The sequence below is a fragment of the Klebsiella sp. FDAARGOS_511 genome (assembly GCF_003812845.1).
Lineage (GTDB): Bacteria > Pseudomonadota > Gammaproteobacteria > Enterobacterales > Enterobacteriaceae > Klebsiella > Klebsiella grimontii.
Genome location: NZ_CP033824.1, coordinates 4621843 through 4633574 on the forward strand (window position 1 = coordinate 4621843; position 11732 = coordinate 4633574).

Sequence of the window (11732 nt, forward strand, 5' to 3'; positions counted from 1 at the left end):
CGGGTTATTTTCTAAACGTGCTGCACATGCAGCAGCGTCGCTCGGACGGTCCGGGCGCTAACGTTAATCCGAGGAATCTATGGCTGAATTCAGTCCTGAACGCCGTTTTACGCGTATCGATCGTCTCCCCCCGTACGTTTTTAATATCACTGCTGAGCTGAAAATGGCTGCGCGACGCCGCGGCGAAGATATTATTGATTTCAGCATGGGTAACCCCGATGGCGCGACCCCGCCGCATATCGTTGAGAAGCTATGCACCGTTGCCCAGCGTCCCGATACGCACGGCTATTCCACCTCTCGCGGTATTCCGCGTCTGCGCCGGGCGATTTCTCGTTGGTATCAAGAGCGCTATAACGTTGAGATCGATCCGGAATCAGAAGCGATAGTAACCATTGGTTCAAAAGAGGGACTGGCGCATCTGATGCTGGCGACGCTTGACCATGGCGATACCGTACTGGTGCCGAATCCCAGCTATCCTATTCACATTTATGGGGCGGTAATCGCCGGAGCCCAGGTGCGTTCAGTACCTCTCGTTGAAGGCGTGGATTTTTTCAATGAGCTCGAGCGCGCCATTCGCGAGAGTTACCCGAAGCCGAAAATGATGATCCTCGGTTTCCCTTCCAACCCGACCGCGCAGTGCGTCGAACTGGAGTTCTTTGAGAAAGTCGTGGCGTTGGCGAAGCGTTATGACGTACTGGTTGTGCACGATTTGGCCTACGCCGATATTGTTTATGATGGCTGGAAAGCGCCCTCTATTATGCAGGTTCCCGGCGCGCGCGATGTTGCCGTCGAATTCTTTACGCTATCGAAAAGCTACAATATGGCGGGCTGGCGTATCGGCTTTATGGTTGGCAACAAAACGTTGGTTAATGCGCTGGCGCGTATTAAAAGCTACCACGACTACGGCACCTTCACCCCTCTACAGGTTGCGGCTATTGCGGCGCTTGAAGGCGATCAGCAGTGCGTTCGTGACATTGCCGAGCAGTATAAGCGCCGTCGCGATGTGCTGGTGAAAGGACTGCATGAGGCCGGATGGATGGTGGAATGTCCGAAGGCGTCAATGTATGTATGGGCGAAGATCCCTGAACAGTATGCGGCGATGGGCTCACTGGAGTTCGCTAAAAAGCTGCTGCAGGATGCTAAAGTCTGCGTTTCGCCGGGCATTGGCTTCGGGGACTACGGCGATACGCACGTACGCTTCGCTTTAATTGAAAACCGCGATCGTATCCGCCAGGCGGTGCGCGGCATTAAATCCATGTTTCGTGCAGACGGGCTGCTGCCCGCCTCGACGAAGTTAACCAGCGAAAGCAACGAATAAAAAAAGGAGCCGAGAGGCTCCTTTTTTAACACCGTTACAGCTAGATCATCAGGGCGAAAGTACCGGCCCAAACGATGACCATAAAAGAAATGCCCATTAAAAAATATTTCACGACTCATCACTCCGCGATCTCGGCGAGACGCCTTAAATGAATTTGCTCTTCATTCTCTGTTCAACTATCGCTCACAAAAATTCTCTTTTTCCGATGGCGATAGCTGTAAATTCTGAGCTCAAACGGCTCCAGATGGCGCTAATGTACGCCTAAAAAATGAGGGAAACAAGATCCATTTTTTTATTAATTTTTAGTTACTTACGAGTGTCGTGATTCGGCGACACATTAATTTCATTCGGTATTAAATTTTTTCCGGCGACGGTCGTCAGCGATAATTTTGTCTACCGATATAGTCGTTTGATTTTGGGCTTTTTTCTTCTGGAAAGCGGGGCGGGACAAACGCCCCGCGCGGTGAAAAACGGGTTTAGCGAATGGCTGAATGCGAACGCTGCCACTCTTGCGGATAGCGCGAGGGGGCAAAACGCAGCGTGATGACCATCAAGGCTAAGATACAAACGGCGTGCAGCATCCAGTCGAGCTGGTAGTTGCCGCTTAAACTTCGCAACAGCCCTGATAACCACGGAGAAAGTCCTGCAACAATAAAGCCCACTCCTTGCATAAAAGCCACCAGTCGGCCAGCAATGGCAGGGTGACTGGCGTGATCGAGCGCCAGTACCAGGCACAGCGGAAACGCGCCGCCTAAGCCAATACCGCAGCTGATAGCCCAGACAAAGGGTATCTGCTGCGGTAGCCAGATAAAGCCGCAGAAGCCGATGAGCTGTAATGACAACGCCGCCATCAGCAGCTTACGTCGATCTTCCTGTCTGGCCAGAATGGGCAGCAGAAGCGCTCCACCAGTCTGGCCGACGGTCATCAACGCCAGCAGGGTGCCGCTGAACTGCGCGCTGTATCCCGACTGCATATAGTATGGGGGCAGCCAGGCTATCAGGCTGGCATAACCGCCGTTAATCAAACCAAAATAGAGGCTGAGCGCCCATGCCCGACGATGGCGAAAAAGAGTCTCCGGGAGCCCTGATGGCGGCTGAGCGGGTAATGTACGGCTTAGCGGCCACCAGCAGAGGAGCGCGGCGGCGGCGGGTAAGGCCCACCACGCAAGCGCGTGATACCAGATAGCGCTATGCTGCGCCAACCACGGTGTGAATGCGGCCCCCAGGCCGCCGCCACCCATCAGCGCCGCTGACCAGAGTCCCATCACCTGCGGCGTCCGACGATGAAAAAGACGCTTTATCACCGCGGGAATGAGCGCCTGAATCACACCAATGCCGATGCCGCCAAGGAGCGCGCTGCTGATGAGTAGCATGCTCTGCGGCGCCAGCTCACGAAGCAAAGCCCCGGCGATTATCGTTAACAGGCCGAGAGCGATACTTTGCCGCTCGCTAAATTGAGCATTAATCCAGCCGCCGGCGAGCGCCAGCAGACCCATGGCCATTACCGGCAGCGCGGTGAGCAGGGAAGCGAGCGTGAAGCTCATTCCGCTCACCTGTAGGAGCTGCGGTAGGAGAGGGCCAACAGAGGTCAGCAGCGGACGCATATTTATACCAATAAGCACCAGCACCAGCAGCATGGCGCTATTGCGCTGCGTCAGATGCATCGCTGAGCCGCCGCAGTGAGTTTCGTGCTGTGGTAAGAATGGAGGCAACTCATGCCAATCTCCTGTGGCGTTTGGTCAAGAAGCGCGAACAGAGTACGTAACTTATTTCATAAGTTAAAAGACTTAATTATGATTGAGTTCATTTGAATTGCTTATGGATGAATTCATGTTGCTGCGCCACCTCAATTACTTCATTGCCGTCGCTGAACAAGGCGGTTTTACGCGAGCGGCAGCCATGTTGCACGTTTCGCAACCGGCTTTGTCGCAACAGATTCGACAACTGGAAGAAACTCTGGGCGTACAGCTTTTTGATCGCAGCGGGCGCAATACCCGCCTGACGGATTCAGGTAAGGTGTGGTTAATTTACGCGCGTCGGGTTTTACAGGGGTTGGCTGAAGGGCAGCGTGCGCTAAATGACGTTGAAGATCTGCAGCGTGGCACGCTACGTGTCGCGATGATGCCGACCTTTACCACGTATTTTATGGGGCCGCTAGCGGCTGCCTTTTATCAGCGTTACCCGAATATTACGCTGGATATACAAGAGTTAGCGCAGGATCGGATGGAGACCCTTCTGCTAAATGACGAACTGGATGTCGGTATTGCTTTTGAAGGCAGCAATTCGCGGGATATTGTATCTCAGCCGTTGTTCTCGGAAACCCTGGCGCTGGTGGTAGGACGCTATCATCCCCTGGCGGCGGCTCGCTGCATAGAGCTGACCGCGCTCAATGATGAGTCGCTGATTCTACTGAGTAGCGCTTTCGCCACCCGTGAACAAATCGATCGCTACTGCCGCCAGCGTGAGATTCAACCGAAAGTACAGATGGAGGCAAACTCGATTAGCGCAGTGCTGGCCGTTGTTGAACGCACGTCGCTGGCAACCCTACTTCCGGCTGCCATTGTTCTGGGGCACGATGATTTAACCGCGATTGAACTCGCCCCATCGTTGCTGGAAAGAACCGCGTGTTTGCTACAGCGCAAGGGGGCCTGGCAAAGCGCCGCAGCCCGCCAATTTAGGCTAATGGCGCATCAGGCTGCAACAGAACTGAGCGCTGGGCTTTCAGAACTCGAATAAGAGATATTTAACGTTACGTTGATGTGCTGTTTATAAAGTAATTCATAAACATGAAGCACCTTCATATAGGATAGTGTTATTATGAGGTGAATTCACATATGAATTCATATTGAAGTGCGTTTAACATATTGAGAATAAATTATGCGCCACCGTCCCCATGGCGCTAAAATGTTTCATCCTGAAATCATTATATTAAATACTTGTCATTTGAACGTGTATTCTGATGCCGGAAGATTAATGCTGCCGTAGCTTGAAACCACACCTTCAGACCTGAGTTTATCCATGGCAATATTAAAAATTTTATTTTTCCTGTTTTCCGTGGCGTTAAGAATGTTATCGCCAAAATGTGGATTGGATTGAATTATATGATTGATAAATTCGATGAGTAATTTATTTTGCATGATACTTGAGGAGGGGGCCATATCTTGATCGTCAGGCACGTTTAAGGTTTTTTCAGCAAGTTCGAGAGGGCGACTGCTGATGGTATGTTCGTAAATTTTCTCAATCGCCTGACACGTGATATACAGCTTATTGAGCGTGATGGTTGGCCTCTCATCCTTATCAGGTATGAAGTGGCAAAAGAGGACATTTGTTGCAGGGGATATAATGCTAATCCTCTGCTCAGTAATGGTGCCATCGGCCGTTTCCAGTACCTCGGTTAAATTTCTGGTGTCGCAGTACCATAAGCCAGAGACGGAAACCCGGAGCTTCAGCTGGGTAACAGGCATGCCATATTGCGCTTCCTGTTTTGGTTCACTGTCATTGAACTTGAAAATTTTGTTTATTTTTGAATGCCGTGACCAGGATCTTTCGCTAATGCTCAATTCATCAATATTTGGTGCATTGAGAAAATAGAGATTGTTGCCGCCCTGGTCATGCTGGAACGCGCCCTTTAGTGTACCGTTGGTTCTACCCAATTTTGTGCAAAGGGTTATAGCACCAATATCATGCCAATGAAGCAAATCTTCTATTTCACAATTCAACAATTTTTTAGCGCGAGAGATTGAACAATATTCCAGAGGAGGAAGATTGTTTAGTTTCCATATGTTTCTTTCTTTTCTTTCCATGATCGCTATTATCTTATGAAAAATAGGTTGGTTGGGATATCTAAAGTTGACCTCTATCGGCATTGCGATGATTTCTATTCACACTGAATATTTATCAGAACCGATAGCGTATATCAATTATTGCGTCTGAGTATCAATGTTGAATCTGGTCAGGGTACTATCTTTCACGCATCTTATCAGCTTCCCTGTAATAATTAAACGTATCGCTAGTAAAAAAATTATAATTGCTTGCTATTACTATAGGAAATTAATTGTTCTTTATTATTTTGTTTTTGAATTAAATTCATGGTTGTTATGTGAGGTTTTTGATAATACATGCGACTGATGCTTAATTACTAAACGAGCTATCTTGAATGCGGAACATCTTATTAAACGTTTCTGTTAGCCGATGCGATGGCTGGTATCACGTAATCATCTGTTTTAGCTCGGGCTCGTAGGCTAAAAATCCTGCTATCAAAGCAGGCTGAATGTCTTCTGCAGGAATTAAATTGCGGTATTGCCGGTGATCATACCAATGAAAATACGGTGGGTATACCCACCGTACTGTTTTTATTTTTTCACTGCACTTTTGGCAGCACTTTTTGCGTTATCGCAGGCAGCCTGGTTTTTTGCACAAGCGTCTTTGGCTGCTTTTGCTTCTTTCTGCGCATCGGCTTTTGCCGTTGACTTTGCCTGGGCGCACTGCGTTGGGTTGTCCTGGCAGGCTGATTTAGCCTTTGAAACGACCTGACCGTTTGCCGCGCTCGCAGCGCCACAAGCCATAAGTGCACAGATGCCCAACGCCATTGCGATTTTTTTCATCATATCTATCCAAATAATCAAATCAGGGAGGGCAAAAGGCTGTCCGCAAGTCCTGCATAGAACCCTATTCATGTTGCAGACATCCTGCCCCGTGAAGTCGCGGATCGCTGAGAGGGTAACTTCTCATCCGCCATAAACCGCCGGACGCGCTGCTTTTAAGCAGCGCTGATGCTGAAACAATCGCGGTTCAGCGCATCCGGCAGCGCGAAGAATACGTGACGCTAAAGATTTATCTACTGGGATTGTTTTGCGAATCGTAACGGCAGGAAACAATAAACAATGATAACTACTGTGAATGATAGGGTTTTATTTATCTTTTTGATTTTAATGGAATAAAATTTAAAGATGGGACCTGTTGCGCGGGATGATTCTGAAGAAGGCTACGGTAACAAAATATTCACCCTCCCCGGTAAGCAGTGTTGATGTCATCCAGACTGCTAATTCAGTCATGCTGTAGGCCGCTTCATCATCGGGGTAAAAAGGAGGGCGACTTATCCGATCGGAGCCGTAAGATAGATTAAGTTTATTCACTGACAGCACGGATAGTTCAGAGCATCAGTGTGTCAAAAGCATACGTTGGGCTTATGCAAGGGCACTCGTCATAAACGGGGTGTACAAATGGCGGGAGTGCGGAAATGGAGCGTATATGAAGATAAGAGAAGTGCTGATGGCTATTGCTGTGCTGTATCCGTTAGCGGGGTACTCAGCCAGTTTTGATTGTCAGAAAGCGATGCAGGCGGATGAGAAGGCTATCTGTGCTGACCGGAGCCTGAACGATATGGATGTTGCGATGGCAACGAAGTATCAGTTCCTGCGGGGGCTTTTTCCAATGGGGACGCGCGGTAGGATGATGGATGCACAAGAAGCATGGCTCCATAGCCGGCAGAAGTGTGGTAGCGATATCAGCTGTTTGACAAAATTATATGAAGGCCGATTACAGCAACTTGATGAGATCTATGCCGGGATTGATAAACCTCTGTGATTCAGATGATTCGATCTTAACGTTTTTTCTGCGGTAGTGATACTCAAGGGATTTTGCGAACTGAGCCGAACGACTCAAAAGTGTCCCTGCAGGAATCGAATAATGCTTTAACTTGTTGATTATAAATATATTAATTTATTAATAAATGTTTGGTACCATCATTGATACCATCAATTCAAAAGCACGAACAAATCTGCATGGTTAGCAGATCTGTTCGTGTGGTCATCTAACCCGCTATAAATCGTATCCCCCCTGGTCGCTGAAGTTACTGCGGGAACGGGCTGCCAGTTTTCGCTGTTTTGCTTCAATACGTCTCATCACTTCATCTGCCACATCTGACGGGCTTTGCCCTGGTTGCTGGTGAATATGGATTTCAACTGTCCCTATCGACGCAGGCAGGGCTTGCGTGACTATAGCGGGCTTTTGTTGCTGACTCTTATATGCGGAGACAGGCAGGCTGTATGGGTGGAGTGGTTTAGCCCCTGTCTCCGGTGCCAGCCCTCCCAGAGTCAGCCAGGTGGCAGCGGCAATGGCTGCTGTTCGTCTCCTGCTCGTTATGTATGCGGGCCCGTTAACGATCTCGGGTCCATTCTCACCAGCAATGCCAAACTGCCCGCGCGGAATATATCCGCCGCTGTCATACATCCCGGCAAAAAATCCACCCACACCTTTTGCCTGTGGGGTTCCCGGTGATTTGTCGCCACCGGTCATCCAGTCCGGCAGATAGCTTTTCACCGATGCCAGCTTGCTCTTGAGCGTCTCCCACTTCTCATTGATACCGCTCAGGATGCCGTCAATGATTGCGCCTCCCACCGCTTTAAACTTCGCGGGCAGCGCGGCAACATCACTCAGTATTTCAGTCCATTTCTGACTGATGGTCTGCTTAATAACCGCCCATGCACCAGTCACTCCCGATGAGATAGCATCCCACATCGCTTTAAATTTTGGCCCCAGTGTTTCCCAGTTCTGCCAGATATAAATGGCTCCCATAGCGATCAAGCCAATAACCGCCAATATTGGGTTAGCAAACATCAGCCTGCCCAGCCACAGGATAGCCTGGCCTGCTGCGCCAATAACTTTTGTGACCAGACCAAACACAGAAGCAAATTTAAGCTGGAGGATGCCTGCACTTACCCGCACTACGGCCATCGGTCCCAGAATAGATGCCAGCGCCAGTGACACCACGCCCGCAGCTGTCGCAGCAACCGCGAATACTGCAGCGACTGTAAACATTGCAGCAGTCAGCCGCGGGTGCCGTTTAACCAACCCATCCAGCCCGGAAGCCAGATTCCCCAGCCAGTCAGATAGCGTTTTAAGCACTGGCGAGACAGTTTCCCCAATGCTTGCCATCGCATTAGTAAAAGACCCCGTTGCCGCCTCCCATTTGTTGCCCAGGGTATTAAGAGACGCATCGACGCGCTCGCGCAGAGTCGCCTGGTTCTCCAGTTTGGCGACGGTTTCACGGTAGCCCTCGATGCCTTTTGACATCATGGTATTCATCGCTTTTAGCACCTCGTTATCGTTACCAAACAGGGCTTTCTGCGTTGCAAGTTTTGTTTCATCATTTAATTTTTCAAGCTTTTCTAACTGCGCGTACATCTTTTCCAGGCCGCCAAATCCGCCTTTCCCGTCGGAAAAATCAAACCTGATACCTTTTCCTTTCAGCCCGTCGTTTACGCTCTTAATATTTTTGGCATCCAGCGTGGCCTGAAAAATTTTACGATAGGCATTACCCGCTGACTCTCCGGCCATCCCCGCCTGATCGGCCATGACGAGAAGTGGACTAAATGTTTTCGCAGCATCCAGGCCCTTCTGCTTGATAATGTCCATAGCGCTGCTGATATTTGCAAAACCCTGCAGCATATTTCCCGGATCAACCCCCGCGTAATAACCCCGCTGGATCACGTCCATCAGGCTCATCATGTCTTTTTCGGTGGTCTGCGTGGCGTCCTGCAGTTTCGCGGCAAACTCTGCCGCATCCGTCGGGGCCATCTGCAGCTGCACGCCGAGATACGCCGCCGACTCACCCAGCCCTCCCAGGATGACCTGCGCAGACATACCCTGGCGGCGTAACATGGTCATCATGTTTTGAAAGTCTGCCGTGGTGCCGGGCAGCCGGTCCCCCAGGGCGATTGCCAGCTTGTTTAGCTTCTCAAACTCCGGCGCAACCTTTCCGCCAGGCCCCATCATCGAGCCTGCCAGCTGGTTAGCGGCGTTTTCTGATTCCGAGTAGGCGCGAATGGGTGCCATCAGCGTTGCCCCCGTTGCCACACCTGCAGCCACCATTCCTGCGCCGTTCCCGGCAAGGCTATTGCGCACATCGCGCATCTTATCGGCTTTTGCCCTGATCGCATTCAGCTTGCGCTGGCGCTCGCCAACGTCACGCAAGCGCCGCTCCTGCTCTGCCAGCTGTTTGTTATAGCGATCCGTTTCACGGGTAATGCGTGCCGTTTCACGGGCACCGCCTCCCGCAGAGATGCCGAGGCGGTACAGTTCCGCCCTGGCTGCCGCCATCTGCCGCGTTTCCTGCTCCTGCTTTTGCTCCAGCCTCGACACGGCCCGCCATTGCGTTTCAAGCGCCGCTGTCTGCTTTTTGGTGGGGGATTCGAGGGCTGACATTTCGCGGGTCATCATCTGCGCACGCAGCCGCGCCTGGTCCAGTTCGGTACTGGTCCGGCTCAGGCTCCGGGACAGCTGATCGAAGGATTTTAACTGACCTCCCGCATCGTTGAGCCGTTTAAGCTGCTCGCGGGTCTGCCGGACAGCAGAGGCCAGTTCCTTAGATCCAGCCTGTGCCACTTTTAAAGGCCGGGTGAGTTTATCAACCGCATTTAACACGACCTGCAGACGCAGGTTTTTATCACTCATCACTGACTCCGTTTCTCAGGATAGCTTTGTGTCGCCATTCCAGCACCTCGGTCAACGGCATAACGTCAGTAACGGACGGCGACCAGTGAAAAATGGTGGCGATATCCGCCACCAAATCATCAACCATCAGGCCGGTTGGAAAGCTGATGTTGCCGACTTCGGTAGCAAAAAAAGAACCACCTCCAGCGACATGGAAGCCAGGTCTGCCGGGTCCAGCTCTGCCATTTCCTGCGGAGTCAGTTCCGGGCTGGAAATACGGGGGATAATCGTCATCATCGAGGCCACATCCATTTCCATTACGGCCTGCAGTCGGAGTCCCCGCAGCGCACCAGACTGAGGTTTACGCAGCACGACTTCCCGGATCGAAGTTGCGCCACGCTGCACAGGTGTATCCAGAATGACAATGGATTCCGTTTTTTCAGTAAGAAGTTCACTCATGATATTTACTCTCTGGTTGTCAATGTCCTGACAGTGTGCCCGGACTCACACAACCCGGCGAGGCGCTGTGATTGTTAGATGCGCCATACAACCCTCTTGCCAGCGGTTGCGCCGGCATTGTGCTGGCGTTCTGTCTTTTCCCCCTCAGCGCGCGCAGCCCCGCCCGCCTGCCCGCTTCACTTAACAGAATGGTTTTCATGCACCTCGTAAATCGTCTCAGGAGCCGCCATACAAGGGCTTTCGCGTCAAAAATGCTGCATGAGACTCATGCGTTTTCATGCAGCATAGACATGCACTCATGCGTTCTCAGGCCAGCCAGGAAAAAGGTATAAAAAATCCCGGTACTGGACCGGGATTGCGTGGGCGTTCTTTCTAATCAGACAGGGATTTGCTGGCGGTTTGACAGTTTTGATGCAGAGCCATAACGATTGAGCGTTTTCTTTTGTTTTTCATGGTTTTCCGGTTCATCTGATTCCTGTTCATTGCGCCGGGGTTTCATAATTATCGTATCCACACTTTCCAGTGCAGTAAATGTGCAGGAACATTCGAGATTCTGGCACTGATACCATGAGCGTTTAACCGATGGTGCTTCATAGGCTGAGGTTCTGGCGTGTGCCGTAGTGCCGCATTCGGGACATTTAAGCGCCATCAGATACTCTCCATATCACGGTTACGTTTCTGCTGTTTTTCACGTTCATGACGGATCTTCATTTTATGAAGGGCCGCCGGTGACGGGGTTTTGCTTAAATCGATACAAGCCGAATAATCCGGCGCAACACCCGCCAGTTTAAACACAGGGTCCTGTTCCGGCATCGCAGTGTTAGCAAGAGCCGGCTTGGTGATATGTTTGTGAATAAAGTCTTTCAGCAGTGTGTCCGGGTCATTAACTGAATGTACCACACCGACAACTGCGCTGGCTTCGCGGCCCATTGTAGATTTGAGCAGGCTCAATGTCTGGATGAGAGCCTTACCATGCGATTGCATAAAATCTTCCCAGATTTGTTTTGCGCGAATACCCACAAGTGCCTCGTGCGCGTGGATATACTTTCCGGCTAATTCCGCAGTCTCCTGTGGCAAAAGTGCATTTTCGCTCTCCTGAGCCGCCAGCAGCTCATCAAAATCCTCAAGCGTTTCTCGTCCCAGCGCAATTTCCGTGCGCAGTTTTTTCATTTCCTTTGAGACTACGCCCTGACTTTCACGAAACAGCGTGCGCCACTCATCATTCAGTGCGTTCGTCGTGGCTTCCATTTCAGCACGGCGCTGGCGGATAGTTGCAATATTATCCGCTGCCGCTTTCTGCCGACGACGTGCTTCAAGCCATGCGCTTCTGGCTGTGTTCAGGGTTTCCATTGCCTGCTGCGTTACAGCCGGAAAAGTGGAAAGGTTGTTATTCTCTGCGGTGTTGTTCATGACTTCTCCTGCCGGGTTGGTTCGTTACGTCAATTGTGTCGTGACTGACACAAGCGCACTATCGGCGCTCAGTGTGTGGTGGCTGGCACAACGGGCGTTTGCGGTTATTCAG

General features: G+C 50.9%; 12 protein-coding genes. 3 read left to right on the forward strand and 9 right to left on the reverse strand.

All coding sequences use genetic code 11. The features are described 5' to 3' along the window. Positions 1 to 79 precede the first annotated feature (79 nt). Positions 80 to 1318: an alanine transaminase gene (gene alaC, locus EGY08_RS23375; protein ID WP_004123291.1), complete on the forward strand. Its 1239-nt coding sequence runs from the start codon at positions 80 to 82 to the stop codon at positions 1316 to 1318. Positions 1319 to 1358: 40 nt separating this feature from the next. Here the strand turns inward: alaC and ypdK are convergent, their stop codons facing one another. Then, positions 1359 to 1430 carry a membrane protein YpdK gene (ypdK, locus tag EGY08_RS23380; RefSeq protein WP_077777854.1) on the reverse strand — a complete coding sequence of 24 codons (72 nt, stop codon included), beginning with the start codon at positions 1428 to 1430 and terminating at the stop codon, positions 1359 to 1361. Between the two features lie 364 nt (positions 1431 to 1794). Then, entirely contained in the window at positions 1795 to 2982 is a 1188-nt protein-coding gene (locus EGY08_RS23385; protein WP_123828998.1) for a cyanate transporter, read from the reverse strand. Between the two features lie 166 nt (positions 2983 to 3148). Here EGY08_RS23385 and cynR point away from each other — a divergent pair, with 166 nt between their 5' ends. After that, positions 3149 to 4054 (forward strand): transcriptional regulator CynR, encoded by a 906-nt coding sequence (gene cynR / locus EGY08_RS23390; RefSeq protein WP_123829000.1) that lies wholly within the window; start codon positions 3149 to 3151, stop codon positions 4052 to 4054. Between the two features lie 203 nt (positions 4055 to 4257). Here cynR and EGY08_RS23395 read toward each other — a convergent pair whose 3' ends face one another. Beyond that, positions 4258 to 5121, reverse strand: a complete 864-nt coding sequence (locus EGY08_RS23395; protein ID WP_004123282.1) for a hypothetical protein — start codon at positions 5119 to 5121, stop codon at positions 4258 to 4260. A 549-nt stretch (positions 5122 to 5670) separates the two neighbouring features. Then, the gene (locus EGY08_RS23400) at positions 5671 to 5994 is read right to left on the reverse strand and encodes a late histone H1 (RefSeq protein WP_224325836.1); all 324 of its coding nucleotides are present in this window, start codon (positions 5992 to 5994) and stop codon (positions 5671 to 5673) included. Between the two features lie 574 nt (positions 5995 to 6568). Here EGY08_RS23400 and EGY08_RS23405 point away from each other — a divergent pair. Further along, complete coding sequence (locus EGY08_RS23405; protein ID WP_123829002.1) at positions 6569 to 6904, forward strand: lysozyme inhibitor LprI family protein; 336 nt, start codon at positions 6569 to 6571, stop codon at positions 6902 to 6904. Between the two features lie 234 nt (positions 6905 to 7138). On the opposite strand, the gene EGY08_RS23410 is transcribed toward EGY08_RS23405, so the two are convergent. From EGY08_RS23410 to EGY08_RS23435, 5 genes are all read right to left on the reverse strand, one after another. Next, the gene (locus tag EGY08_RS23410; protein ID WP_123829004.1) at positions 7139 to 9772 is read right to left on the reverse strand and encodes a phage tail tape measure protein; all 2634 of its coding nucleotides are present in this window, start codon (positions 9770 to 9772) and stop codon (positions 7139 to 7141) included. Then, positions 9765 to 9884 carry a GpE family phage tail protein gene (locus EGY08_RS23415; RefSeq protein ID WP_001747644.1) on the reverse strand — a complete coding sequence of 40 codons (120 nt, stop codon included), beginning with the start codon at positions 9882 to 9884 and terminating at the stop codon, positions 9765 to 9767. Before EGY08_RS23415 ends, EGY08_RS23410 begins: the two co-directional genes overlap by 8 nt. A 14-nt stretch (positions 9885 to 9898) precedes the next feature. Further along, positions 9899 to 10210 (reverse strand): phage tail assembly protein, encoded by a 312-nt coding sequence (locus tag EGY08_RS23420; protein ID WP_001292737.1) that lies wholly within the window; start codon positions 10208 to 10210, stop codon positions 9899 to 9901. A 376-nt stretch (positions 10211 to 10586) separates the two neighbouring features. Next, positions 10587 to 10859, reverse strand: a complete 273-nt coding sequence (locus EGY08_RS23430; protein ID WP_001185338.1) for an ogr/Delta-like zinc finger family protein — start codon at positions 10857 to 10859, stop codon at positions 10587 to 10589. Continuing rightward, complete coding sequence (locus EGY08_RS23435; protein WP_032435931.1) at positions 10859 to 11620, reverse strand: septation initiation protein; 762 nt, start codon at positions 11618 to 11620, stop codon at positions 10859 to 10861. The genes EGY08_RS23430 and EGY08_RS23435 overlap by 1 nt, the downstream gene beginning before the upstream one ends. Positions 11621 to 11732 lie beyond the last annotated feature (112 nt).